Origin of the sequence: Herbiconiux sp. UC225_62 (assembly GCF_042694625.1) — a bacterium.
In the GTDB taxonomy this organism is placed as follows: Bacteria; Actinomycetota; Actinomycetes; order Actinomycetales; family Microbacteriaceae; genus Herbiconiux.
On sequence record NZ_CP170551.1, the window covers coordinates 3,408,714 to 3,434,215 of the forward strand.

At 68.7% G+C, this 25,502-nt stretch carries 25 protein-coding genes and 1 pseudogene; 20 read left to right on the top strand and 6 right to left on the bottom strand.

Annotated features, from left to right (window positions below; genetic code table 11):
- Positions 1-8: 8 nt before the first annotated feature.
- From ACFJGU_RS16695 to ACFJGU_RS16715, 5 genes are all read left to right on the top strand, one after another.
- Complete coding sequence (locus tag ACFJGU_RS16695; RefSeq protein ID WP_382304858.1) at positions 9-1,451, top strand: NAD-dependent succinate-semialdehyde dehydrogenase; 1,443 nt, start codon at positions 9-11, stop codon at positions 1,449-1,451.
- Between the two features lie 86 nt (positions 1,452-1,537).
- A complete protein-coding gene (locus tag ACFJGU_RS16700) occupies positions 1,538-2,488 on the top strand; it encodes a hydroxyacid dehydrogenase (protein ID WP_382304860.1) in 951 nt (316 codons plus the stop codon).
- A gap of 85 nt (positions 2,489-2,573) precedes the next feature.
- Positions 2,574-3,878, top strand: a complete 1,305-nt coding sequence (locus tag ACFJGU_RS16705; protein ID WP_382304862.1) for an ABC transporter substrate-binding protein — start codon at positions 2,574-2,576, stop codon at positions 3,876-3,878.
- 62 nt (positions 3,879-3,940) lie between these two features.
- On the top strand, positions 3,941-4,858 hold the full coding sequence (locus ACFJGU_RS16710) for a carbohydrate ABC transporter permease (RefSeq protein ID WP_382304864.1): 918 nt from the start codon (positions 3,941-3,943) through the stop codon (positions 4,856-4,858).
- Complete coding sequence (locus tag ACFJGU_RS16715; protein WP_382304866.1) at positions 4,855-5,715, top strand: carbohydrate ABC transporter permease; 861 nt, start codon at positions 4,855-4,857, stop codon at positions 5,713-5,715. Before ACFJGU_RS16710 ends, ACFJGU_RS16715 begins: the two co-directional genes overlap by 4 nt.
- A gap of 5 nt (positions 5,716-5,720) precedes the next feature.
- On the opposite strand, the gene ACFJGU_RS16720 is transcribed toward ACFJGU_RS16715, so the two are convergent.
- The gene (locus ACFJGU_RS16720; RefSeq protein WP_382304868.1) at positions 5,721-6,746 is read right to left on the bottom strand and encodes a LacI family DNA-binding transcriptional regulator; all 1,026 of its coding nucleotides are present in this window, start codon (positions 6,744-6,746) and stop codon (positions 5,721-5,723) included.
- Positions 6,747-6,823: 77 nt separating this feature from the next.
- Here ACFJGU_RS16720 and ACFJGU_RS16725 point away from each other — a divergent pair, with 77 nt between their 5' ends.
- From ACFJGU_RS16725 to ACFJGU_RS16740, 4 genes are all read left to right on the top strand, one after another.
- Entirely contained in the window at positions 6,824-7,741 is a 918-nt protein-coding gene (locus tag ACFJGU_RS16725) for an aldo/keto reductase (protein WP_382304870.1), read from the top strand.
- Positions 7,738-8,406, top strand: a complete 669-nt coding sequence (locus tag ACFJGU_RS16730) for a ThuA domain-containing protein (RefSeq protein ID WP_382304871.1) — start codon at positions 7,738-7,740, stop codon at positions 8,404-8,406. Before ACFJGU_RS16725 ends, ACFJGU_RS16730 begins: the two co-directional genes overlap by 4 nt.
- 71 nt (positions 8,407-8,477) lie before the next feature.
- A complete protein-coding gene (locus tag ACFJGU_RS16735) occupies positions 8,478-9,044 on the top strand; it encodes a LemA family protein (protein WP_382304873.1) in 567 nt (188 codons plus the stop codon).
- A gap of 12 nt (positions 9,045-9,056) precedes the next feature.
- On the top strand, positions 9,057-9,929 hold the full coding sequence (locus ACFJGU_RS16740; RefSeq protein WP_382304875.1) for a M48 family metalloprotease: 873 nt from the start codon (positions 9,057-9,059) through the stop codon (positions 9,927-9,929).
- Between the two features lie 18 nt (positions 9,930-9,947).
- On the opposite strand, the gene ACFJGU_RS16745 is transcribed toward ACFJGU_RS16740, so the two are convergent.
- Positions 9,948-11,141 (bottom strand): winged helix-turn-helix domain-containing protein, encoded by a 1,194-nt coding sequence (locus ACFJGU_RS16745; RefSeq protein ID WP_382304877.1) that lies wholly within the window; start codon positions 11,139-11,141, stop codon positions 9,948-9,950.
- A 213-nt stretch (positions 11,142-11,354) separates the two neighbouring features.
- On the opposite strand from ACFJGU_RS16745, the gene ACFJGU_RS16750 reads away from it, so the two are divergent.
- From ACFJGU_RS16750 to ilvA, 6 genes are all read left to right on the top strand, one after another.
- Positions 11,355-12,494: an ABC transporter substrate-binding protein gene (locus ACFJGU_RS16750; protein ID WP_382304879.1), complete on the top strand. Its 1,140-nt coding sequence runs from the start codon at positions 11,355-11,357 to the stop codon at positions 12,492-12,494.
- Between the two features lie 23 nt (positions 12,495-12,517).
- Positions 12,518-13,423: an ABC transporter permease gene (locus tag ACFJGU_RS16755; protein WP_382304881.1), complete on the top strand. Its 906-nt coding sequence runs from the start codon at positions 12,518-12,520 to the stop codon at positions 13,421-13,423.
- Complete coding sequence (locus tag ACFJGU_RS16760; protein WP_382304883.1) at positions 13,420-14,289, top strand: ABC transporter permease; 870 nt, start codon at positions 13,420-13,422, stop codon at positions 14,287-14,289. The genes ACFJGU_RS16755 and ACFJGU_RS16760 overlap by 4 nt, the downstream gene beginning before the upstream one ends.
- Positions 14,286-15,371, top strand: a complete 1,086-nt coding sequence (locus ACFJGU_RS16765; RefSeq protein WP_382304885.1) for an ABC transporter ATP-binding protein — start codon at positions 14,286-14,288, stop codon at positions 15,369-15,371. The genes ACFJGU_RS16760 and ACFJGU_RS16765 overlap by 4 nt, the downstream gene beginning before the upstream one ends.
- A gap of 65 nt (positions 15,372-15,436) precedes the next feature.
- Positions 15,437-16,627, top strand: a complete 1,191-nt coding sequence (locus ACFJGU_RS16770; RefSeq protein ID WP_382304886.1) for an AI-2E family transporter — start codon at positions 15,437-15,439, stop codon at positions 16,625-16,627.
- Positions 16,620-17,864, top strand: a complete 1,245-nt coding sequence (gene ilvA, locus ACFJGU_RS16775) for a threonine ammonia-lyase (protein ID WP_382304888.1) — start codon at positions 16,620-16,622, stop codon at positions 17,862-17,864. Before ACFJGU_RS16770 ends, ilvA begins: the two co-directional genes overlap by 8 nt.
- Positions 17,865-17,876: 12 nt before the next feature.
- On the opposite strand, the gene greA is transcribed toward ilvA, so the two are convergent.
- Together greA and ACFJGU_RS16785 are read right to left on the bottom strand one after the other, a co-directional pair.
- Entirely contained in the window at positions 17,877-18,365 is a 489-nt protein-coding gene (gene greA / locus ACFJGU_RS16780; RefSeq protein WP_382304890.1) for a transcription elongation factor GreA, read from the bottom strand.
- 61 nt (positions 18,366-18,426) lie between these two features.
- On the bottom strand, positions 18,427-18,870 hold the full coding sequence (locus ACFJGU_RS16785; RefSeq protein ID WP_382304892.1) for a DUF4307 domain-containing protein: 444 nt from the start codon (positions 18,868-18,870) through the stop codon (positions 18,427-18,429).
- Positions 18,871-18,968: 98 nt separating this feature from the next.
- Between ACFJGU_RS16785 and mca the strand changes: the two genes are divergently transcribed.
- Positions 18,969-19,826, top strand: a complete 858-nt coding sequence (gene mca, locus ACFJGU_RS16790; RefSeq protein WP_382304893.1) for a mycothiol conjugate amidase Mca — start codon at positions 18,969-18,971, stop codon at positions 19,824-19,826.
- On the top strand, positions 19,823-20,116 hold the full coding sequence (locus tag ACFJGU_RS16795) for a hypothetical protein (RefSeq protein WP_382304895.1): 294 nt from the start codon (positions 19,823-19,825) through the stop codon (positions 20,114-20,116). Before mca ends, ACFJGU_RS16795 begins: the two co-directional genes overlap by 4 nt.
- Here ACFJGU_RS16795 and ACFJGU_RS16800 read toward each other — a convergent pair.
- Positions 20,113-20,928 (bottom strand): hemolysin III family protein, encoded by an 816-nt coding sequence (locus ACFJGU_RS16800; RefSeq protein ID WP_382304897.1) that lies wholly within the window; start codon positions 20,926-20,928, stop codon positions 20,113-20,115. The genes ACFJGU_RS16795 and ACFJGU_RS16800 overlap by 4 nt on opposite strands.
- Positions 20,929-21,032: 104 nt before the next feature.
- Here ACFJGU_RS16800 and ACFJGU_RS16805 point away from each other — a divergent pair, with 104 nt between their 5' ends.
- From ACFJGU_RS16805 to ACFJGU_RS16815, 3 genes are all read left to right on the top strand, one after another.
- Entirely contained in the window at positions 21,033-21,818 is a 786-nt protein-coding gene (locus tag ACFJGU_RS16805) for an isoprenyl transferase (RefSeq protein ID WP_382304899.1), read from the top strand.
- 211 nt (positions 21,819-22,029) lie between these two features.
- On the top strand, positions 22,030-23,400 hold the full coding sequence (locus tag ACFJGU_RS16810) for a PhoH family protein (protein WP_382304901.1): 1,371 nt from the start codon (positions 22,030-22,032) through the stop codon (positions 23,398-23,400).
- Positions 23,401-23,496: 96 nt separating this feature from the next.
- Positions 23,497-23,961: a prepilin peptidase gene (locus ACFJGU_RS16815; protein WP_382304902.1), complete on the top strand. Its 465-nt coding sequence runs from the start codon at positions 23,497-23,499 to the stop codon at positions 23,959-23,961.
- A 155-nt stretch (positions 23,962-24,116) separates the two neighbouring features.
- Here the strand turns inward: ACFJGU_RS16815 and ACFJGU_RS16820 are convergent.
- A pseudogene (locus ACFJGU_RS16820) lies at positions 24,117-25,485 on the bottom strand (class II fumarate hydratase).
- Positions 25,486-25,502: the final 17 nt, after the last annotated feature.

A 25,502-nucleotide genomic window follows, 5' to 3' on the forward strand; every position in this document is an offset into this window, starting at 1 on the left:
ACAATGACGTGACCTCTTTCGACCGAACCGGCGACGGCGAGCTGCTCGTCGACGGAACGTGGATTCCCGTGGCGGAGCGCGCGGCGCTCGACGTGGAGAATCCCGCCGACCGTTCGGTCGTCGGGCGGGTAGCCATGGCTACGGAGGCCGATGTGGATCGTGCCGCCCAGGCCGCCGACCGTGCCTGGGCTGAATGGCGCACGACGAGCCCCTACGAGCGCTCCGGCGTGATCGTCGCCGCCGCGGAGCTGCTGCGAGAGCGATCCACTGAGATCGCCCGTGCGATGACGCTCGAGAACGGCAAGCCGCTGGTCGACTCCCTCGACGAGGTCTCCTACACCGCCGACATCATGGTCTCGATGGCTTCGGATGCGCCGCACGCCTTCGGCCGGGTGCTGCCGCGAGGAGCCGCCGACGGTCGCACCCTGCTCGTGAGCGAGCCGGTCGGCCCGATCGCCGCTTTCACCACCTGGAACTACCCCCTCACCGTGCCCGGCCGCAAGGTGGCCGCCGCGCTGGCTGCCGGCTGCACCATCGTGCTGAAGGCTGCCGAGGAGACCCCCGCCAGCGCCGTGGCCCTGGGCCGAGCGCTGACCGACGCCGGGCTTCCGGCGGGCGTGTTCAACCTGCTCTTCGGCGAGCCCGAGATGATCTCATCGCGGCTCATCGCGTCCCCGCTCATCCGTAAGGTCTCGTTCACCGGGTCCACTCCCGTGGGCAAGCACCTCGCGCAGCAGGCCGGCGCCCACGCGAAACCCGCGATGCTCGAGCTGGGCGGACACGCTCCCGTGCTGGTGTTCGACGATGTGGATGTCGAGGAGGTCGCCGCCCAGGCCCTCGGTGCCAAGATCCACAACTCCGGCCAGTCGTGCGGCTCGCCCATCCGCTTCTATGTGCACGACGCCGTGTACGACCGCTTCGTCGCCGCCTTCGGGGCGGCCCTCGACGCCGTGGTGGTGGCCGACGGATTCGCCGACGACGTGCAAATGGGCCCGCTCGCCAATGCTCGTCGCTTCGCCGCGATGGAGCCGATTGTTGCGGACGCCCTCGAGCGCGGAGCGCGGCTCGTCGCGGGTGGCACCGGCGACGACTCGGTCGGGTACTACTGGCGGCCGACGCTCCTGGCCGACGTGCCCGACGACGCCGTGGTGATGCACGAGGAGCCTTTCGGCCCGATCGCCGCCGTGATCCGCTTCACCGACGAGGCCGAGGTGGTCGCCAAGGCGAACGCCGTGCCCTTCGGTCTCGGCGCCTACCTCTTCACGGGCTCGGCCGACCGCGCCCTGCGCATTCCGGCGCTGCTCGACGTGGGGATGGTGAGCGTCAATCGGTTCGGCGTCGGTGCTCGCGACACCTTCTTCGGCGGCCGCAAAGAGAGCGGCTACGGCTCCGAGGGCGGCCCGGAAGCCGTCGAGGAGTACCTCGTGCGAAAGCTGATCGTTCAAGCATGAGCCAGGACATCCAGGAACCCGTCGTCGTTTCGCCTACTAGGAAAGCGCTTACCTCCTCCCCTCGCCGGGTTTCGACGGCTTTCGCCATGCGCCCAGAGCTCCCCGCCGAACTGTTCGACGCCGACGCGCTCGGCCGGCTGTCGTCGTGCCTCGACGTCCTCGCCTCCGAGCCGATCACCGACCTGAGCGCAGCGGCGCCCGACCTGCTCGCGAAACTCGAGGTGCTGATCACCGGATGGGGTTCCCCCATCATCGACGGAGCCGCGCTCGACCGGATGCCGCGGCTGCGAGCGATCTTCCACGCGGCCGGCACCGTGAAGGAGCACCTGACCCCGGCCGTGTGGGATCGCGGCATCCTGGTCACCACCGCGGCCGCCGCAAACGCGCACCCCGTGGCCGAATACACCCTGAGCATGATCCTGCTCGCCGGCAAGGGCGTGCTGCCGCTGCCCGCTGCGGGGGAGGAGACGTCTCCGTCGATCGGCAACTATCGGCGCACGGTGGGCATCATCGGCGCCTCGACGGTGGGTCGTCAGGTCATCCGGCTGCTGTCGCAGTTCGATCTGCGCGTGCTCGTCTACGACCCCGTGATCGACGACGACGACCCCGTGTTGGCCTACGCCACCCGGGTCGAACTCGACGAGCTGATGCATCGATCGACGGTCGTGAGTGTGCACGCGCCACTGCTGCCGCAGACGATCGGCATGATCGGCGAACGGGAACTCGCACTGCTGCCCGCGCGGGCGACGCTCATCAACACGGCCCGCGCTCCCATCGTCGATCAGGATGCCCTGCAGACGGCCGTCGAACAACGACGGGTGCGCGCCATCCTCGACGTCACCGACCCGGAGCCGCTCCCGCCGTCGCATCCGCTCCTGCGCCTCGACGGCATCCTGACCACCCCGCACGTCGCCGGAGCCCTCGGCAACGAACTCCTCCGGCTCGGCGAGACCGTGGTGCACGAGGTGGAGCTCTTCGCCCGCGGCGCACCACCCGCGTTCCCCGTGCTGAAGGAGGATCTCGCCGCCATGGCGTGACGCCGACCCGGCAGCACGACAGCTCGACCCACACCACCATCCCGACCGACACCACCACCCCACCCCTCATCAAAGGAGATGTCCTGTGAACCACCGATTCCTCCGTCGCGCGGCGGTTGCCGCGGCTGCGACGGCCACAGCAGCGCTGCTGCTCGCGGGCTGCAGCGCCCCCTCCACGCCCGCTGAGTCCTCGGGCCCCGTGAAGCTCACCTTCACGGCCTGGGACCCCAACATGGACAAGATCGTCGACGTCTGGAACGAGGCGAACCCCGACATCCAGGTCGAGCTGGTGAGCCCGAGCGAGAACGCCGACGAACTGGTCACCAAGTGGATCTCGCAGAACCCCACCGGCTCCAACCCCGACGTCGTGAAGGTCGAGTACCAGTCGCTGCCGGCTCTGATCGCCAACGGCGTCGTCGTGAGCCTCGACGACTACACCGATGTCGCGAGCCACTACGACAAGGCCGCCCTGTCGCTGGTGCAGTTCGACGGAGCCACCTACGGCGTTCCGCAGGACTTCGCGCCCCTGGTGTTCTTCTACCGCCAGGACATCTTCGACGCGCAAGGCCTCAAGGTGCCCACCACCTGGGACGAGTACGCCGCCACGGCCCGCGCATTCCACGCGGCGAACCCGGCGCAGTACCTCGGCACCTTCAGCGCCGGCGACCCCGGCTGGTTCGCCGGCCTCACCCAGCAGGCCGAGGCCAACTGGTGGAGCGCGAACGACGACACCTGGACGGTCGCGGTGAACGACGACGCGAGCAAGAAGGTCGCCGACTACTGGAACGGCCTGATCGACGAGGGCGTCATCCAGTCGAACCCGTTCTGGTCGACGCAGTGGAACGCCGAGATGAACGACGGCACCCTCGCCGGCTGGATCAGCGCCTCCTGGGCGCCCGCCCAGTTCCCGAACATCGCGGCCGACACCGCCGGCAAGTGGGCGGCAGCGCCCCTGCCCGCTTGGACGGCCGGCGACACCACCACGGGCATCTGGGGCGGTTCGGCCATGGCGGTCACGAGCAACTCGAAGCACCCCAAGGAGGCGGCGGAGTTCGCGACCTGGCTCAACACCAGCGACGAGGCGCTGAGCATGCAGATCAGCGACATCAACGTCTACCCGGCGGCCACCAGCGGTCGCAGCCTGCCCGAGCTCGACGCCCCGCCCGCGTTCATGCCCAATCAGCCCGACTACTACAAGCTGATCGGAGACATCGCGCCCTCCGCGCGGAGCTTCGACATCTGGGGCCCGGATGCGACGGTGACCTTCGGTGCCTATCGCGACGGCTTCTCATCGGCGCTGCAGAATGGAACGCCGCTCGCCGACGCTCTCGACACGATGCAGACCGCGACCGTCGACGACATGAAGAAGCTCGGCTTCACCGTCAAGTAGTGACCCGGTGAGGGGGCGTGCCACAGCGCGCCCCCTCACACCCTTGAAAGCGAAGGACGACGATGACCACCGCCCTGAACCGACCAGCGGCTCCGGCCCGACGGCGGAAGGCGCTGCGCAGCAGCCGCCTCCCCGTGCTGCTCGTGACCCCCGCGATCGTGCTGCTGCTGGCGTTCACCGTCGCGCCCACGATCTACGCGCTGGTGCTCAGCTTCCTGCAGAAGAAGGTGAGCGGCGGCCTTCTCGGCGGGCAGACCACCCAGGTGTTCGTCGGCTTCGAGAACTACCTCACCTCGCTCGGCGACGGCGAGTTCTGGGCGAGCATCGGCCGGATGCTGATCGTGGCCGTGATCGGGGTGCCGGCCACCGTCATCCTCGCCGCCGTCTTCGCGCTCTGCCTCGACGCGAAGGGGTCGAAGCTGTCGGGCCCGGCGCGGCTGATCATCTTCCTGCCCTACGCGGTGCCCGGCGTGATCGCATCCCTCCTCTGGGGCTTCCTCTACCTGCCCGCCACCAGCCCGATCGGCGGCGCGGTGATCGACTACTTCGGCAGCCGCGAGGTCTTCTTCTCGGTCGCGAACATCGCGGTGTGGGGCGTGGTCGGGTTCAACATGGTCATCCTCTACACCGCCATCCGCGGGCTGCCGCAGGAGGTGTACGACGCTGCGTCGCTCGACGGCGCGAGCGAGCTGCAGATCGCACTGCGCATCAAGCTGCCGATGATCAAGCCCGCGCTGGTGATGGTGAGCCTGTTCTCGGTGCTCGGCGCCCTGCAGCTCTACAACGAACCGACCACTCTCCGCCCCCTGGCCAACGCGATCACCTCCAGCTGGGTGCCGCTGATGGACGTCTACAACGAGGCCTTCGTGAACAACAACATCTACCAGGGCGCCGCGAGCTCCCTGATCATCGTGGTGCTGACGGTGTCGGCGACGCTGCTGGTGCAGGTCGCCGGCTCCCGGATCGGACGCAACCGATGACCGCCGTGGGGGTCACCCGACGCCAGCGCCTCAACGTGCCGGCCACGATCGTGCTGGCCGTCGGCGCGATCTACACGCTCTTCCCCGTGCTGTGGATCGTGATCGCATCGACCAAGACCAACTCCGAGCTGTTCAGCACCGCCGCCTACCTGCCGTCGTTCAGTGGGGGACTCTGGCAGAACATCGTCGACCTGTTCACCTACCGCGACGGCATCTTCCTGCGCTGGGCGCTGAACTCGGTGATCTACGCCGTGGGGGGCGGGCTGCTCTCCACCTTCGTCGCCGCAGCGGCCGGCTACGCGCTCGGCCGCTACCGCTTCCGGGGCAGCGTCGTCATCTTCCGGATGATCGTGGCGGGCGTGGTGATCCCGGCGATCGTGCTCGCCATCCCGCAATACCTGCTCCTCGCCCAGCTGGGCATGACGAACAGCTACGCCTCCGTCATCCTGCCGCTCCTGGTCAGCCCCTACGCCATCTACCTCTGCAAGATCTACGCGGAGTCGTCGGTGCCCGACGAGCTGATGGAGGCGGCCCGGCTCGACGGCGCATCCGAGTGGCGCATCTTCCATTCGGTGGGTCTGCGGCTGATGAGCCCGGCTTTGGTGACGGTCTTCCTGCTGCAGTTCATCGGCATCTGGAACAACTTCCTGCTGCCCTCGATCATGCTCTCCGATCCGCAGCTGTACCCGCTCACGCTCGGGCTGTTCGGGATGCTGCGGGTCAGTGGTGGGCAGGCCGCGCTCTACGCGAGCGTCATCACCGGTTCGCTGCTGTCGATCATCCCGGTGATCGTGCTCTTCCTCAGCCTCCAGCGGTTCTGGCGCCTCGACCTGGTGTCAGGCGGTGTGAAGGCCTGAGCGGGTCAGTTCAGCCGCGGCGTCGACTCGCGCAGCACCACGGTCGCCGGCAGCATCGCCGGGCTCGGCTCGCGGCCCGCGATGAGGGCCATCACCTCACTGCCGATCTCGGCGATGGGCACGCGCACGGTCGTGAGCCCCGGCACGATGTCTCGAAGCGCCCGGATGTCGTCGAAGCCGGCGACCGCGATGTCCTCCGGGATGCGCATGCCCCGGTTGCGAAGACCCGCGATGGCTCCGAGCGCCATCTCGTCGTTGACCGCGAAGAGCACCTGCGCCTCGGAGAGCACGGCGTCGTCGAGTCGGCTGACCGCGGCGAACGCGCCGTCCCAGCTGAACTCGGAGTATGTGACGGCCGACTCCGGCAGCTCGATGCCGCGTTCGCTGAGGCCGGCCCGGAAGCCGTCGATGCGGTCCCGCGTCGCGACCAACCCGGCGTCGCCGCCGAGGATGTGGAACGAGGTGTAGCCGACGCGATGCAGCGCGGCCGCCAGGCGTCGGGCGCCACCGGCGTTGTCGAGATCGATGTAGTCGAAGGGCAACGTGGAGCGGCTCACGACCACGACGCGTCCGCCGGTCTGCTCGAAGGTGTGCAGCTCACGGGCGAGCAGATCCACGCCCTCGGCCGAGCGGTAGCCGCTCTCGGCGAGCACGATGGCGCGCACGTGCTGCCCGCGCAGCTCGCGCACCAGCTCGATCTCGCGTTCCACCCGCCGCTCGGTCACGGCGATCGTGACACGGAGGCCCTCCCGCTCGGCGCTGGTCATCACCGCGGCGGCCATCGACGAGAAGTAGTCGGCGGCGATGTCGCTCACGAGCAGAGCCACCGTGCTGGTGGTTCCCCGCGCCACGGCCTGCGCCTGAACGTTGGCGGCGTACTGCAGCTCGGCGGCGGCGTCGAGCACGCGCTGGGCGAGGTCGGGGTTGACGGTGCGGGAGCTGCCGTTGATGACGCGAGAGGCCGTCGACTGCGACACGCCCGCTCGAACGGCGACGTCGGTCAGCGTGACCGGCTGAACGCGATCCGCCATCCTCGTGCTCCCCTTCGTCGTTCGAGTGTCAACGCCTCACTCTATCCATCACGACCAATCCTCAAGGAGACGACATCATGACCGGAAGTCCCATTCCGATCTCCGCAGGCTCGGGCAACTGGCTCGCGTTCCTGGTGGGGGAGGATACGCCGCTGCGGGAGTCGATCGATCTCGTGCACGCGCTGTTCGAGGAGCCGCGCATCCGGGTGCTCGACACCTCGAACAACTACGGCGGAGGTGAGAGCGAACGGCGGATAGGTCTCGCCATCCGCGAGTACGGCGGGGTGCCCGACGACTTCCTCATCGTCACGAAGGCCGATCGCGACAGCGCGACCGGGGAGTTCAGCGGAGTCCGGATGCGGCGATCGCTCGAGGAGAGCCGAGAGCGGATGGGCCTGGAGCGATTCCCGCTCCTCTACCTGCACGATCCCGAGAACACCACCTGGGAGAGCGCGATGGCCGACGACGGGCCGGTCGCGGCGCTCGTCGAGGCGCGTGATGCGGGGCTGATCGGTGTGCTCGGCGTCGCCGGCGGCCCTGCCGCCTTGATGCAGCGCTATGTGGAGACCGGACTCTTCGACGCGCTCATCACCCACAACCGTTACACGCTCGTCGATCGCAGTGCCGACACTCTGCTGACGGTGGCCGCCGATCGGGGGCTTCATGTCACGAACGCCGCGCCGTACGGCGGAGGGCTGTTGACGGCGTGGCCGCCTCCGCTCGAGCGTTACGCCTACGCCCCGGTCTCGGAGGGCATCCGGTCGAGCGCCGAGCGGGTCGCCGACATCTGCAGGCGGCACGACGTGCCCCTGGCTGCGGCGGCTTTGAACTTCTCCCTCCGCGATCCCCGGATCGACCGTACGATCGTGGGCATGCGCACCATCGGAGACCTCGCGGCGACGATCGAGCTCGCCGAGACACCCGTGCCCGCGGCGGTCTGGGCCGAGCTGGAGTCCGTGCCGCTCGCCACCGCCGACTGGCGAGACCCACGATGACCGAGCCCCGGCGCGCGGTCATCGCCGTCGGCCACGGGAGATACGCCGACCCGTGGCATCCGTACGACGCGGTGGCCGAGCGGATGCGCGAACTCCTCGACGACGACGGCTGGTCGGTGCGGGTCGATCCCGATGTCGACGGGGCGATGACGCGGCTCGACGACGCCGACCTCCTGGTGGTCGTGGCCGGCGACCCCTGGGGCCAGGGGGAGCGGGCGTTCGGCGCGCCGGCGGCGTCCGTCGCCGGGCTCGGCCGGGCGCTCGACCGCGCACTCGGAGTGCTGGCGATGCACTCCTCGTCGGCGACCCTCCGCGACTATCCGGTCTGGGCGGAAGCGCTCGGCGGCATCTGGGTTCCTGAGGCGTCGATGCATCCGCCGTTCGACGATGCGGCGCAGGTGCACGTGCTGCCGCACCCGGTGACCGCAGGCCTCGGCGACTTCGTCGTCGCCGACGAGCGCTACTGCCACCTGCAGGGCGTCGGGGCGCGGACGGTGCTGGCCGAGCATGTCGAGGCGGGGGAGCGGCAACCGCTCGTCTGGCTGCGCGAGTTCGGCGTGGCCCGGATCGCGTACGACGCCCTAGGGCACGACGAGCGGTCGTACGAGAGCGCCTCGCACCGCGAGATCATCCGCCGGCTCGCTCGGTGGGCGGCGGGGGCGTAGTTTGCTCCCGAATGCTGTGAGGACGCCTCGATCCCGCTGAACGCGCGGGCTCCGATCGTTATAGTGGTCGCATGGAATGGCTCATCCCGGTAATCATCGTCGTCGTGATCATTGCGATCATCGGCATCTACCTCTGGGCGACGTACAACTCGCTCGTCACGCTCAACGTGCGCGTCGACGAGGCCTGGAGCGACATCACCGTTCAGCTGAAGCGTCGAGCCGATCTGCTGCCCAACCTCATCGAGTCGGTGAAGGGCTATGCGGCGCACGAGAAGGCGGTGTTCGAGAACGTCACGAAGGCGCGCGCGGAGACACTGTCTGCGCAGGGCCCGGCTGAGGCATCCGTCGCCGAGAACCACATGCAGCAGGCGCTGAAGTCGATCTTCGCGGTGGCGGAGGCGTACCCGCAGTTGCAGGCGAGCCAGAACTTCCTGCAGCTGCAGGCCGAGATCGTCGATACCGAGGACAAGGTGCAGGCGTCGCGCCGGTTCTACAACGGCGGCGTGCGCGAGCTGAACACCAAGATCAAGGTCTTCCCCAACACCCTCTTCGCCCGCAACCTCGGGTTCACCGAGCGCGAGTTCTTCGAGGTCTCCGACGTCGCGGCGATCGCCGAGCCGCCGCGCGTGCAGTTCTAGCCCAGCGGGTTCATGTATTCCGCGATAGCGAAGAACAAGCGCAACACCGTCGTCATCATCGCCCTGTTCCTGCTGATCATCGGCGGGCTCGGATGGCTGGCCAGCTACATCTACGGCAACCTGTCGATCGTCATCATCACGGTGGTCGTGTCGCTCGGGTACGCCCTCATCCAGTACTTCGCGGCCAGCGGGCAGGCGCTCGCGATGAGCGGGGCGCGCGAGATCCAGAAGCGCGACAACCCGCGGCTCTGGCGGGTAGTCGAGAACCTGTCGATCACCACCGGCACGCCGATGCCGAAGGTGTACATCATCAACGACCCGGCGCCGAACGCCTTCGCCACCGGGCGCGACCCGGAGCACGCCATCGTGGCGGCGACCACGGGGCTGCTAGACATCATGGACGACGCGGAGCTCGAGGGCGTCATGGCCCACGAGATCGGGCACGTGCGCAACTACGACATCCGGGTCTCGATGATCGTCTTCGGGCTCGTGGTGGCGGTGGGGTTCATCGCCGACATGTTCCTGCGCATGGCGTTCTTCGGCCGCAACAATAACAACAACAATCCGATCGTCCTGGTCTTCGGCCTGGCGGCCATCATCGTCGCCCCTCTCGTGGCGACCGTGGTGCAGCTCGCCGTGTCGCGGCAGCGCGAGTACCTCGCCGACGCGACGGGTGCCCTCACCACGCGGCATCCCGACGCTCTCGCCAGCGCGCTCGAGAAGCTCGCCGCCTACGGCCGGCCTCTGCAGCGCCAATCGTCGTCGATGTCGCACATGTGGATCGCCGACCCCAACAAGCCCGGCATCATCGACAAGCTCTTCTCGACCCACCCCCCGATCCCCGACCGGGTGAAGCGCCTGCACGACATGGGCGGCGCCTTCTAGTCCTGGTGAACCGGGCTCTCAGCCGGCGGCGAGTTCCGCGGCGAGAGCGGTGGCCAGGGTGCCGCGAGGCATGACCTCCACGTCGCCTGGAAGCCCCTGCCAGAGGGTCGCCTCGCGGAGGAGCTGCGCGATGCGTGGCACATCGTCGGGCACGAGGCCGGGCTCCGCCCAGGCCGCCTGCACCCGGAGCACGCCCGCCTGACGATCGCTCTTCAGGTCGATGCGCGCGGGGATGCGGTCGTCGATGAGCACCGGCAGCACGTAGTAGCCGTAGACGCGCTTCGGCTGGGGCGTGTAGATCTCGATGCGGTAGTGGAAGTCGAACAGGCGCAGCGCGCGATCGCGCTCCCACACCACCGGGTCGAAGGGGGAGAGCAGCGCCGCCGCCGGCATCCGCCGCGGCAGCCGGGCATCGCGGTGCAGCCACGCCGGGCGATTCCAGCCCGGAACCGTGACGGGCAGCAGCTCGCCGCTCTCGACCAGGGCGTCGATGGCCGGCTGCGCATCCACACGCTTCAACCGGAAGTAGTCGGCGAGGTCTTTCAGGGTGCCGATGCCGTGCGCGCGTGCGGAGATCGACACGAGCTCGCGCACGGCGTCGACCCGCGACACCGAGGCGTTCAGCACCGACGACGGGAGCACCTGCTCGGGCAGCGCGTAGGCGCGTTCGAACCGGATGCGCCCCGCCGACACCACGTCTCCCTGACGGAACATCGTCTCGAGCCCGCGCTTCACGTCGGACCAGCCCCACCACGGCCCCTGCCGCTTGTTCGACTCGTGCTCGATGTCGCTCGCCCGCAGCGGCCCCTTGGCCTCCAGCTCGGCCAACAGCCACGCCATCGTCTCGGGGTTCGAGGCACCCCACGACTCCGGATGCGACGCGTAGTAGTCGCGGTAGTCGGCTTTGCGCCACTCCATCAGCGGCAGCGTCTCCATCGGGAGAAAGGATGCCTCGTGCGCCCAGTACTCCGTGACCCCGCGCCCGTAGGTGAGCTTGTCGAGCAGGGCCTTGTCGTACCCGCCCAGGCGGGCGAAGACGGGCTGGTAGTGGCTCCGTTCGTAGACGTTCACCGAATCGATCTGCAGCAGCCCCAGCCGTCGCAGCAGCAGACCGAACTGCCGGGTGCCGGGCTGGGCCACGCGGGGCGCACCGAACCCCTGCGCGGCCAAGGCGACGCGGCGCGCCAATGCGGGTGAAATCGTCTCGACCATCGGATACGACCCTACCGACAGCGTCGGACATCCGGTCCCGACGCCTCCGGCGACCCCGTCATCTGCCGTTCATCACCGGTTCAGAACGGCGACGGCACCCGGACGACGCCCCGACCACTCGTGACCCTATCGTGCAAGACGTCGGCCCTTCCCGGCAGAGAACAGCCCGTACACAGCGCGGGCGGCCTGGGGTCGTCACCATGGAGGACCACCTTGTTCACGAAGCGCATCGCGATCGCCGGCGTGGCCGTCGCCGCGGCACTCGCCCTCGGACTCACCGGATGCTCGAGCGACGCCTCGGCGTCGAGCAGCACCGACAGCGGAACCGACGCCGCCACCGCCACGAACCTCGACGCCTTCGGGGGCCTCTCCGGCCTCGAAGAGGCGGCGAAGGCCGAAGGCGCGCTCAACGTCATCGCCCTGCCCCGCGACTGGGCCAACTACGGCGCCGTGCTCGACGCCTTCGCCGAGAAGTACCCCGAGATCACGATCAACGAAGCGACTCCGGATGCCTCGAGCGCCGAGGAGATCCAGGCCGCCCAGAACCTCGCCGGCCAGGACACCGCTCCCGACGTCTTCGACGTGGGCGCCGCGGTCGCACTCGCCAACACGGACCAGTTCGCCCCCTACCAGGTGGCGACCTGGGCCGACATCCCGGACGCCCTCAAGGAGCAGTCGGGCCTCTGGGTCGGCGACTACGGCGGATACATGGCCATCGGCTACGACCCCGACGCGGTTCCCGAGCCGAAGAGCCTCGACGACCTGCTGGGCGCCGACTACAAGGGCAAGGTCGCCATCAACGGCGACCCGACCCAGGCCGGTGCGGCCTTCGCCGCCGTCGGCATGGCCGCGGTGCAGAACGGCGGCGGAGTCGACGACTTCCAGCCCGGGATCGACTTCTTCTCCGAGCTGAACAAGGCCGGCAACTTCGTGAAGATCGACCCGACCCCCGCCACCATCGCGAGCGGCGAGACCCCCGTGGTCTTCGACTGGGACTACCTCAACGTCGGCTACGGCAAGGATCTCGACGGTCAGCGCAACTGGAAGGTCACCATCCTTCCTGGTGACGGTTACGCGGGCTACTACAACCAGGCCGTGAACAAGGATGCGCCGCACCCCGCCGCCGCCCGCCTCTGGCAGGAGTTCCTCTACAGCGACGACGCCCAGAACCTCTGGCTCGCCGGAGGTGCGCGCCCGGTGCGCGCCGACGCCATGGCCGAGGCCGGAACCATCGACGAGGAGCTCTTCTCGGCTCTCCCGAAGGTCGACGGCGACACCGTCGTGCCCGACGCCGACCAGGCCGAGGCCGCATCCGCCCTGCTGGGCGAGAAGTGGGCCGCTGCCGTCCAGTAGGACGCAGCAGACAGGGACGACCGATGACAGACACGATCACCTCACCGGTCGTCCCTGCCTCCCCGCGGGCAGGGTTCCGGGTGCGCCTCCCCACGAGCGCGCTCGGCCTCGTGCCCTTCGCGGCCTACGTGCTGCTCTTCCTGGGGTTGCCGACCGTCATCGCCCTGGTGACGGGGTTCCTCGACGGTGACGGCGCCTTCACGCTGTCCAACCTCACCGCCCTCGGCAACCCGGTGGTGCTGAACGCCTTCGGCAACTCGCTCTGGCTCTCCGCGCTCACCGCGGTGATCGGCGCGGTCATCGGCGCCCTGTTCTGCTACGCCCTGATCGGAGCGAAGCCCACGGGCGCCCTGCGCTCGGTGGTCGATGCGGCCAGCGGAGTGCTCGCCCAGTTCGGCGGCGTCATGCTCGCCTTCGCCTTCGTGGCGACCATCGGCATCCAGGGCATGATCACGGTCTTCCTCCGCGACAGCCTCGGCATCGACATCTTCGCGAACGGCGTGTGGCTCTACGACACGCCGGGGCTCATCCTGCCCTACATCTACTTCCAGGTGCCGCTCATGATCATCACCTTCTCGCCGGCGCTCGAAAGCCTCAAGCCGCAATGGGCCGAGGCGAATGCGATGCTCGGCGGCAGCACGCTCAGCTACTGGCGGCACGTCGGCGTGCCGGTGCTGCTGCCCTCCTTCTTCGGATGCCTGCTGCTCCTGTTCGCGAACGCGTTCTCCTCCTTCGCCACCGCCGCCGCCCTCACCAGCCAGGGCTCGCAGATCGTGCCCCTGCAGATCCGCGGCGCGCTCACCAGCGAGACGGTGCTCGGCCAGGAGAACCTGGCCGGTTCGCTGGCCCTCGGGATGATCGTGGTGATGGTCGTGGTGATGTCGATCTACTCGATGCTCATGCGCCGGGCTGCGCGGTGGCAGCGATGAGCCGGCTGATCGAGGACGTGCATCCCGGCCCCTCCCGCCGCACGCGCTGGATCATCGTCGGCGTGATCGGACTGCTCTTCCTCGTGCCGATCGCGGCCATGATCGAGTTCACCCTGCGGAAGGGCCTCGGCGGCGGCTACGACTTCAGCCGCTGGGCGGCGGTCTTCGGGGGCGGACTCGGCAACGAGTACAAGCCGATCTTCACGGGTCTCGGCAACTCCCTGCTGCTGGCCGTCGTGACCGTCGTGGTGATGCTGGTGCTGCTCGTTCCCACCATGGTGCTCGTGCGCATCCGGTTCCCGAAGCTGCAGCGGGTGCTGGAATTCGTCTGCCTGATCCCGATCACCATCCCCGCGATCGTGCTCGTGGTGGGCCTCGCGCCGGTCTACTCGGTGATCGCCCGGATGTTCGGCAGCGGGGTCTGGACGCTCGCCTTCGCCTACGGCGTGATCGTGCTGCCCTACGCCTTCCGGTCGATCCAGACGAATCTGGTGGCCGTGGACGTGGTCACCCTGAGCGAGGCGGCGCGATCGCTCGGCGCCGGCTGGCTCACCATCCTGTTCCGCGTGGTGGTACCGAACATCCGGCGCGGGCTGCTCGCGGCCTCCTTCATCTCGGTGGCGGTCGTGCTCGGCGAGTTCACCATCGCGGCGCTACTCAACCGGGTGAACCTGCAGACCGCCCTCGTGATCGTGAACAAGGCGGACCCCTTCGTGGCGGTCATCTTCGCGCTGCTCGCCCTCCTGTTCGCCTTCGTCCTGCTGATCGCGATCGGCCGCATCGGTGGCACCCCTTCGAGCGGCTCGCGATCCCGTCGTCGTGGTCGCCGTGCACTTCCCACCCCTCCAGAGAAAGCAGCAGCATGACGCTCTCGATCTCCCGCCCGCAGACCGTGCCGGTCGAGCAGCGCTCGCCCGGTTCCCAGGTGGAACTCCGGGGCATCGTCAAGGAGTTCGCCGGCGGCCACCGCGGCCTCGACGGCATCGATCTGGTGATCGAACCCGGCGAGTTCGTGGCGCTGCTCGGCCCGAGCGGTTGCGGCAAGACCACCGCCCTCCGCGTGCTCGCCGGACTCGAGGTCGCGACCAGCGGCACGGTGCTCATCGACGACACGGATGTCTCGCGCCTGCCCGCCCGCAAGCGTGACATCGGCATGGTGTTCCAGTCGTACTCGCTTTTCCCCCACATGACCGCGCTCGCCAACGTCGAGTTCGGTCTCCGGATGCGCAAGGTCGACGGCGACGAGCGTCGCCTGCGCGCGGGCAACGCCCTCGAGATGGTGGGCCTCGGCTCGTACGGGGCGCGGTACGCGCACGAACTCTCCGGCGGACAGCAGCAGCGCGTGGCGCTCGCCCGGGCACTGGTGACCGAGCCCCGGGTGCTGCTGCTCGACGAGCCGCTGTCGGCCCTGGACGCGCGGGTGCGGGTGCAATTGCGCGACGAGATCCGGCGCATCCAGCAGGACTTCGGCATCACCACCCTCTTCGTCACGCACGACCAGGAGGAGGCCCTCGCGGTCGCCGACCGCGTGGCCGTGATGCGCGCCGGCACGATCGAGCAGATCGGGCCGCCCGAAGACCTCTATGCTCGGGCAGCGTCACCGTTCGTCGCCGAATTCGTGGGGCTGAGCAACCGTCTCCGAGCCACCGCTCGTGCCGGCTGGGCCGACCTCTGCGGCGTGCGCCTGCCGTTGCTCGACCCGACCATCTCCGACGGCGACGTGATCGTGTTCGTGCGGCCCGAGGACATCCGCTTCGCCCCCGCGGGCGTTCCGGTCGACGTCGTGTCGACGAGCTTCCTCGGCTCCTTCCGGCGCACCGCCGTGGCACTCGAGGACGGCACGGTGATCTCCGTGCAGCACGCCGCCGGGTTCGTGCCGGAGATCGATTCGCGCCTGTACCTCGAGTTCGACCCGGCTCCGGTGACGGCGAAGCCCTGGGAGGCGTGAGCGTGCGGGCTGGGAGTCTCGAGCGCATGCGGGCGGGTGCATACATCCGCTCCTAGACTTGGCTCATGTCAGACACGGAGCCGACGCCCAGGAAAGGGCTGACGCGGCGCAGGACCGCCTTGGCGGGATCCGGGCCCGCATCCGGCTCCTCGTCGCGCGGTCGATCGGGCGACGACTCCGTGCCGCTCGGCATGCGCATCGCCGGGGCCTGGTCGTGGCGCATCCTGGTGGTGCTCGCCGTGCTGGGTGTTCTGATCTTCTTGATCATCCAGCTGAGGCTCCTGATCATCCCGCTGTTGGTCGCCGTGGTGCTCTCGGCGCTGTTGGTGCCGTTCAAGAACTTCCTGGTGCGGCACAAGTGGCCACGCTGGGCGGCGATCGCCGCGGCGGAGCTCGGCACGATCGTGGTGGTGAGCGGGCTCGTCTTCCTCGTCGTCACGCAGGTGACGTCCGGGTTCGACGATCTGCGCACCCAGTCGATGAATTCCTACAACGACCTCAAGGCCTTCCTCGCGAACTCGCCGCTGCAGGTGTCGGAGTCCGACTTCAACGCCTACGTGGCGCAGGCCTGGGCGGCCATGCAGCAGGACAGCTCGGCCCTGCTCTCCGGCGCCGCAGCGGTCGGATCGAGCGTGGGCCACATCCTTACCGGGGTGCTGCTCACCCTCTTCTCCACCCTGTTCATCCTGATCGACGGCGCCCGCATCTGGTCGTGGATCGTGCGGTTGTTCCCGCGCAAGGCTCGCGCGGCGACGGATGGCGCGGGCAAGGCGGGCTGGAACACCCTGCAGAGCTTCGTGAAGGTGCAGATCCTGGTGGCCTCGATCGACGCGGTCGGCATCGGGCTGGGCGCGTTCATCCTGCAGGTGCCCCTCGCGATCCCGATCGCGGTGCTCGTGTTCCTCGGCTCGTTCATCCCGATCATCGGTGCCGTCGTCACGGGCGCCGTGGCCGTGTTCATCGCACTGGTCTACAACGGGCCGGTGATCGCCCTGATCATGCTCGGCGTGGTGCTGCTGGTGCAGCAGATCGAAGGCCACGTGCTGCAGCCGCTCGTGATGGGCACGGCCGTGCGGGTGCATCCGCTGGCCGTGGTACTCGCGGTGGCGGGTGGTTCGATGATCGCCGGGATCGCCGGCGCCTTCTTCGCGGTGCCCGTCGTGGCCACCCTCAACGTCATGATCAACTACATCGCCGGGGGAACCTGGCGTGACCCGACCCTGCTGAGCCGTAAGGAACCTCCCCTGAATGTCTGAGTCCGACACCACTTTCGCAGGCCCCTCGCTGTCCGACATCGAGAGCGCCCGCGCGCGCGTGGCCAAGGCCGCGCAGGTCACGCCGATGGAGAGCTCCCGCTACCTCTCCGACATCGTCGGCGCGCCCGTGTTCCTCAAGTGCGAGAACCTGCAGCGCACCGGGTCGTACAAGATCCGCGGCGCCTACAACCGCATCTCGTCGCTCAGCGACGTCGAGAAGGCGGCCGGAGTCGTCGCCGCCTCGGCCGGCAACCACGCCCAGGGCGTGGCGTTCGCCGCACGCGAGCTCGGCATCAAGGCCACCATCTTCATGCCGATCGGTGTTCCGCTGCCGAAGCTGCAGGCCACCCGGCACTACGGCGCCGACGTCATCCTGCGCGGGCACTCGGTGGAAGAGGCGATGCGTGCTGCGGCGGAGTTCTCGCAGGCCACCGGCGCCGTGATCATCCCGCCCTTCGACCACATCGACGTCGTCACCGGCCAGGGCACGCTCGGTCTCGAGATGCTCGAGCAGATCCCGGATGCCGACACCTTCGTCGTGTCGATCGGCGGCGGCGGTCTCATCGCCGGCATCGCGAGCGCGGTCAAGCAGCGTGCGGCGGCGGAGGGACGCACGGTGCGCGTGATCGGCGTGCAGGCGGCGAACGCGGCCGCCTACCCGCCGTCCCTGACCGCGGGGGAGCCGGTGCAGATCACCACGAGCCCCACGATCGCCGACGGCATCCAGGTGTCCAAGCCCGGCATCCTCAACTTCGAGATCATCCGCGACCTGGTCGACGAGGTGGTGACGGTCTCCGAGGCCGACATCGCCCGGGCGCTGCTGGTGCTGCTGGAGCGCGCGAAGCAGGTCGTCGAGCCCGCGGGCGCGGCGGGGGTCGCCGCGATCCTCTCCGGTCAGGTGCACGACACCGGCAAGACCGTCGTCGTGCTCTCGGGGGGCAACATCGACCCGCTGCTCATGCAACGCGTGATCAGTCACGGTCTCGCGGCATCCGACCGCTACCTCAAGCTTCGGATCATGCTGCCCGACCGCCCGGGCCAGCTCGCCCGCACGGCGGAACTCGTCGCCGAGGCGAACGCCAACGTCGTCGAGGTGCAGCACACGCGGCACGGCAAGGGGCTGCAGATCAGCCAGGTCGAGTTGGAACTGCACATCGAGACCCGCGGCCCGGACCACCGCGACCAGGTGATCGCCAAGCTCCGCGACGCCGGCTTCGAACTCCGCGTCGAGCAGTAGCGCGGGGCGGGGTCAGCCCTCGAAGGTCTCCACGTTCGTGACCTCGACCGTGATGTCGCGACCGTTGGGCGCCCTGTAGGTCGTGGTCTCGCCGATCTTGAGTCCGATGATCGCGGAGCCGAGCGGGCTCTGCTCGCTGTAGACGTCGAGGTCGGCGTTTCCCGCGATCTCGCGGCTGCCGAGCAGGAAGCGCTCCTCGCCGCCGGCGACCAGGGCCGTCACCACCACGCCGGGCTCGACCACGCCGTGGCTCTCGGGCGTCTCGCCGACCTCGGCCGTGCGCAGCAACTGCGTGAGCTGGCGGATGCGCGCCTCGATCTTGCCCTGCTCGTCTTTCGCGGCGTGGTAGCCGCCGTTCTCCTTGAGGTCGCCCTCTTCGCGCGCCATCTCGATGCGTTTGGCGATCTCGATGCGGGCGGGGCCGCTCAGCTGTTCGAGCTCGTTCGACAGGCGGTCGTAGGCCTCCTGGGTGAGCCAGGTGATCTGAGTGTCTTCAGCCATCGAAATACTCCCTTGAGCATGCAGTCGCCCGAGCCGATACGGCCCGGACGATCAAGAAAGACTATGTGAGCCAGCAGTCGTAAATCAAACCCGTCGACGCGAGTTCGCTGGTGCGGACGGTCTCCGAGAACGACCGCGTCGCCTGGTCGGACGCCGGCACGTCGATGATCTTCCACCCCACCACCGCGAACTTCTCGCTGAGCGCTTGCACGGCGCACCGGGCGGTCGACCCGCGGGGGATCGTGACGTCGAACTCCACCTCGACCGTGCGTGAGTCGACGACCGTGTGCGCGGTGTCCTGCGTGGCCACGGTGGCCGACGAGCCGTCGAGGCCGGCCCACACCACCCAGACCGTCACCACCACGGCGACGAACCCCCCGGTCAGCCACGCGATGAGCCGCCCGCGGAACGTCCGGCCCGCGGTGCGGCCGTAACGCTCCTGCAGCGCGGCCGACTCCGGCGGTGCCGCCGGTGCGGCGGGCTGCATCTCGTCGTCGGTGCTCACGCGGCATACTCCCGGGGGAAAACAATTAGTCTTGGTGGTGATTTGATACCAGGCTAATTGCTATTCCTGAGGAGTTGAGACCGCTGACGTTGCGCCTCATGGCCGTGCACGCCCACCCCGATGACGAGTCGAGCAAGGGAGCCGCCACTTACGCCTACTACCTCGATCGCGGCGTCGAGGTGATGGTGGTCAGCTGCACGGGCGGTGAGCGCGGATCGATCCTCAACGAAGGGCTCGAGCCCCGGGTCTGGGCGGAGCGCGACATGGCCGGCCTCCGCCGCGTCGAGATGGCGGCCGCGCAGGCCGCCGTGGGGTTCCAGCACCGCTGGCTGGGCTACGTCGATTCCGGATACCAGGAACCCGGGTCGGGAGACCCGGTGCCCGTGAACTCCTTCGGCGCCATCCCGGTCGCCACCTCGGCGGCGCCGCTGGTGAAGCTGATCCGCGAATACCGGCCGCACGTGCTCATCACCTACGACGAAGCCGGCGGCTATCCGCACGCCGACCACATCCGCTGCCACGAGATCTCAGCGCTGGCCTACGAGGCGGCGGCCGATGCATCCGCCTATCCCGACGCCGGGCCGGTCTGGCAGGTCTCGAAGCTCTACTACGACCGCATCATGAACCCCAAGCGGTTCCAGGCCGTGTACGAGTTGCTCGAGTCGGAGGACCCGGAGAACCCGTTCCTCGCCTCGCTCACCGAGATGCGCGGCTGGATGCAGGAGCGGCCTTACCTCGCCACCGTCAGCATCCCCTCCGGCGGCTTCTTCGGCGTGCGCGACACCGCGCTGCGGGCGCACGCGAGTCAGGTTGCACCCGACCACCCCTTCTTCTTCTGGCCCAACGACGTGCAGCAGCGAGCCTGGCCGTACGAGGACTTCCAGCTCGCCGACTCGAAGGTCGCGGTTCCGACCCCCGAGACCGACCTCTTCGACGGGATCGAGGACTCCGAATGATCGGGGCGTGGGTCTCGCTGACCGGCGCCGTGCTCGCGGATGACGTCGTGACGCCCGATCCCGACACGGTCACGCCGGGCATCATCGGCTTCGTCGTGACGTTCCTCGTGGCGATCGTGACGGTGCTGCTCATCATCGACATGGTGCGCCGGGTGCGACGCGTCAACTACCGCGACCAGGTGCGGCAGGAACTCGAGGCGGAGCTCGCCGCGAAGAACGCCGCGGAAGGCGGCTCAGAAGGACCGGGCAGCGGGAATGCCGCCGAGAACGGTGAAGCCGCCGGCCGCTAGCCGTTGAACGGCGGGTTGATCGCGAGCAGCAGGATGGCTGTCCAGTGGCAGAGGAACGCCACGACGGTCAGCGTGTGGAAGATCTCGTGGAATCCGAACTTCCCCGGGAACGGGTTCGGCCGCTTCAGTCCGTAAGCGACCGCGCCGAGCGTGTAAGCGAGACCGCCGACGATGACCAGCACCATCGACGCCGGGTTCGCCTGGAAGATGTCGACCAGGTACATCACCGCGGCCCAGCCCAGCGCCAGGTAGAGGATGACGTAGAGCCAGCGTGGCGCGTGGATCCAGAACACCCGGAACCCGATGCCGAGCAGAGCGCCTGCCCAGACCAGGCTGAGCAGCAGTACGCCCTTCTCCGGCGGCAGCGCGAGCACCGCGATGGGCGTGTAGGTGCCGGCGATCAGCAAGAAGATGTTGGCGTGGTCGATGCGCTTCAGCAGCAGCTTCGTCTTCGGCTTCCAGTTGAAGCGGTGGTACAGCGCCGAGTTGCCGAAGAGCAGCATCGAGGTGAGCATGAACACCGCGCTGGCCCACTTCGCCGGGGCGCCCTGCGCCAGGCAGATGAGCACGATGCCCATCGCGATGGTGAAGGGGAAGGTGCCGGCGTGGATCCAGCCGCGCCAGGTGGGTTTGAGGTCGGTGACCGGATGCTCGATGACGTCGTCGAGCAGCGGGATGTTGGGGAGGTCGGGGCCGCCGTCGGCGGGGGAGTCGGGCGTCGCATCCGTCGTTCCGGCGAGCTGGTTCGCGCGCGTCTCGGGGCCGGGGTGATTCCCGGACGAAGCGGGAACGGGGGATTCGGGCGCGACCATGAGGCCAGACTACGCCAGCGGCACCGGGTGGCCGCTGGGAGGTCGGAGCACCCCACTCGGCCTCCGTGCAGGTGGACCCGGTCGCGAGCGAGTAGCGTATCGATGTGTCGAATCGCCAGCAGAGGGTCGGGAAGGGCTTGCTCTACCGTCTCTACCAACGGCGCATCCGCAAACACCTCGACAACGCGGTGCTGCCGAAGCACGTGGCGATGATCCTCGACGGCAACCGTCGCTGGGCGAAGCAGCGGTCGCTCGAGACCGCGGCGCACGGTCACCGGGCCGGTGCCGCGAAGTTCCTGGAGTTCCTGGTGTGGTGCGACGACCTCGGCATCGAGGTCGTGACGCTCTACCTGCTCTCCACCGACAACCTGAAGAACCGCTCCGGCGAAGAACTGGGCGAGCTGATCGAGATCATCGCCGATCTCGCCGACGACATCTCGCGCTATCGCGACTGGCGGGTCAAGCACGTCGGCACGGATGCCGGTCTGCCCGAGCCCCTCATCGCCGCTCTCGACGGCGCGGAGGCCCGCACGGCGAACAACCCGGGCATGCACGTGAACCTCGCGATCGGCTACGGCGGCCGCTCGGAGATCGAGGACGCGGTGCGCAGCATCATCCAGAAGCACCGGGCCCTCGGCCACGGACTCGACGAGCTCGAGGCGGCCATCGACCAGGAGCTGATCGGCGAGCACCTCTACACCGGCGGGCAGCCCGATCCCGACCTGGTCATCCGCACCTCGGGCGAGCAGCGGCTCAGCGACTTCATGCTCTGGCAGAGCGCCCACAGCGAGTTCTACTTCATGGAGGCCCTCGGACCCGACGTGCGCGAGGTCGACTTCCTCCGCGCTCTCCGCGACTACTCCCGCCGCCAGCGCCGCTTCGGCAGCTGAGCGCCGAATTACACCCGTGTAACACGAAGTTAATCCAATTGGGAGCGTGTCGTAACCCGCTCGGGCCCGGACCGTCGTAGCGTCGGATCCATCAGGCATGGCGCCTGATCGAGACGGCCACATAAGTACGTTTCGACACTCTGACTGTGGCCGGATCGCCTACTGAACCGAGCGCCGCGCGCTCGGGGTTGGAGTGGATGTGGCCGAGCCCATGACTCACAAGACCAGCGGGACCAGCACCGGAAAGGACGCACGAAGCACCACCCACACAGCGAGCACGACAGCCACGACCGAGGTGACCTACGTACTGGACACCTCGGTTCTTCTGTCTGACCCGAAGGCCATCTTCCGGTTCGCCGAACACGCGGTCGTCCTCCCGGTGATCGTCATCACGGAGCTCGAGTCCAAGCGCAACGATCCCGAGATCGGGTACTTCGCCCGCCAGGCCCTGCGGAACCTCGACGAGTTGCGTGTCCAGCACGAGCGTCTCGACTTCCCGATCGCGGTCGGCACCGAGGGCGGGTCGCTGCGGGTCGAACTCAACCACTCGAACACGTCGGTGCTGCCATCCGGTCTCCAGCTCGGCGACAACGACACGCGCATCCTGGCCGTCGCGATGAACCTCGCGAACGAGGGCTTCGCCGTCACGGTGGTGTCGAAGGACCTGCCGCTGCGTGTCAAGGCCGCGTCGATCGGTCTCGCGGCCGAGGAGTACCGGGCGGAGCTGGCGGTGGACTCCGGATGGACGGGGCTCGCCGACATCACCCTCGGCTCGGATGCGATGTCCCGGCTCTACGACGAGGAGCAGCTCTCCACGCCGCTGGTGCGTGACATGCCGGTGAACACCGGGCTGGTCATCCACTCCGACCGCGGATCGGCTCTCGGGCGAGTGACGGGTAAGGACTCGTTCCAGCTGGTGCGCGGCGACCGCGACGTCTTCGGGCTGCACGGCCGCTCGGCCGAGCAGCGCGTCGCCATCGACATGCTGCTCGACCCCGAGGTCGGAATCGTGTCGCTGGGAGGTCGAGCTGGTACGGGGAAGTCCGCTCTGGCCCTTTGCGCCGGTCTCGAAGCGGTGCTCGAGAAGCAGCAGCACAAGAAGATCATGGTGTTCCGTCCGCTCTACGCGGTCGGCGGCCAGGAGCTCGGCTTCCTGCCCGGTGACGCCGCGGAGAAGATGAACCCCTGGGCGCAGGCGGTCTTCGACACGCTCGGTTCGCTGGTGTCGCAGAACGTGCTCGACGAGGTGATCGACCGGGGCATCCTCGAGGTGCTGCCGCTGACGCACATCCGCGGGCGCTCCCTGCACGACGCCTTCGTGATCGTCGACGAGGCGCAGTCGCTCGAGCGCAACGTGCTGCTGACGGTGCTCTCGCGCATCGGCCAGAACTCGCGGGTGGTGCTCACGCACGACGTGGCGCAGCGCGACAACCTGCGCGTGGGCCGGCACGACGGCGTCGCGTCGGTGATCGAGACGCTGAAGGGGCACGCGCTCTTCGGGCACATCACGCTCACCCGCTCGGAGCGCTCAGCCATCGCGGCGCTCGTCACCGAGATGCTGGAGTCGAACGAGCTGGCGTAGCGCTCTTCTCCTGCACAGACGCAGCAAGGGCCGCGCTCGTCCACCGATCGGGCGGTCGCGGCCCTTCGGCGTCCGCGCCTGCGTAACGTCTCCGGCATGTCGATCTTCGTGCTCGTGCCGATGCTCTACCTCGCGGTCGTCACTGTGCCGCTGGCCGTGACGGATGCGCGGTCGCACCGCCTCCCGAACGCGCTGGTGGTGCCGGGGCTGGTGGTGTCGGCCTGGGCCGTGGTGGGGGTCGGGATGCGCGATCCGCCCGCCGTGGCGGCGCCGCTCGCCGCGGCCGGCGCTGCAGCCCTCGTCTTCGGCGCCGGCCGGGCGCTCGGCGGCGTCGGCATGGGCGACGTCAAGCTCGGGCTCCTGCTCGCCGGCGTCGCGGGGATGACGGATGCGCGCATCCTGCCCGGCGCAGCAGGTGCGACTGCCGTGCTGGCGGGCGTCTCCGCGGCGACCTGCGTGATGGCGGAAAAGCTGCCCCTCGCGAGCGCCCGCATCCCACTCGGACCACCGCTGCTCGGGGGCTTCTGGTGCGGCGTGCTCACGACCATCGTCGCGCCCTGAGCGTGTGCCCGCCAGACCCGTCGTGCGAAGTGGATGGAGGCTTGGTCGAAAACGCGAATCGGATGGAGTCTCAGCCCGATGAGGGCGAAAACTCCATCCGAATCGCACTCGGCGAGCCGAGTGAGCTGGTGGCGCTGCTGTGTCGCGGGGCGGGGTTACTTGGCGGCCGGGGGACGGGTCATGGAGAGGACGTCGAGGGCGGAGTCGAGCTGCTCGAGGGTGACCTCGCCGCGCTCCACGAAACCGAGGTCGATGACGGCCTCGCGCACCGTGATCCCCTTGGCCACCGAGTGCTTGGCGATCTTCGCGGCCGCCTCGTAGCCGATGATGCGGTTGAGCGGCGTCACGATCGAGGGCGACGACTCGGCCAGGGCACGGGCCCGATCGAGGTTGGCCTCGAGACCGGCGACCGTCTTGTCGGCCAGCAGTACCGAGGAGTTCGAGAGCAGGCGGATCGACTCGAGCAGCGCGGTGCCCATCACGGGGATGGCCACGTTCAGTTCGAAGGCTCCGGATGCGCCCGACCAGGCGATCGAGGCATCGTTGCCGATGACACGCGAGCAGACCTGCAGTACGGCCTCCGGGATGACCGGGTTCACCTTGCCCGGCATGATCGACGAGCCGGGCTGGAGGTCGGGGATGTGCAGCTCGCCGATGCCGGTGTTCGGGCCCGAACCCATCCAGCGCAGGTCGTTGCAGATCTTCGTCAGCGACACGGCGAGAACGCGGAGCGCTCCGGATGCCTCGACCAGGGAGTCGCGGGCGCCCTGCGCCTCGAAGTGGTCGCGGGCTTCGGTGATGGGGAGGCCGGTCTCCTCGGCGAGCAGCTTGATCACGAGCTGGGGGAAGCCGGCGGGGGGTGTTGATGCCGGTGCCGACCGCGGTGCCGCCGAGCGGGACCTCGGCGACGCGGGGGAGAGCCGACTGCACGCGCTCGATGCCGAGCCGGATCTGCATGGCGTAGCCGCCGAACTCCTGGCCGAGGGTGACCGGCGTCGCATCCATGAGATGCGTGCGGCCGGACTTCACCGCGTTGGCCCAGAGGACCGCCTTCGATTCGAGTGCCTCGGCGAGGTGCTCGAGCGACGGGATCAGGTCGTGGATCAGGGCGCTCGTCACGGCCACGTGCACCGAGGTGGGGAAGACGTCGTTCGACGACTGGGAGGCGTTCACGTGGTCGTTCGGGTGCACGAGTGAACCGAGCGAGCTCGACGCGAGCGAGGAGAGCACCTCGTTCATGTTCATGTTCGACGAGGTGCCACTGCCGGTCTGGTACACGTCGATCGGGAAGTCCTGGTCGAACTCGCCCGCGACCACGCGGTCGGCGGCGGCGGCGATGGCGTCGGCGATGCCCGCGTCGAGCACCCCGAGCTGCGAGTTCGCGATGGCCGCGGCCTTCTTGATGCGGGCGAGTGCCGCGATCTGCGCCGGCTCGAGCACGTCTCCCGAGACGGGGAAGTTCTCGACCGCGCGCTGGGTCTGTGCACCGTAGAGCGCCGACGCCGGCACCTTGACCTCACCCATGGTGTCGTGCTCGATGC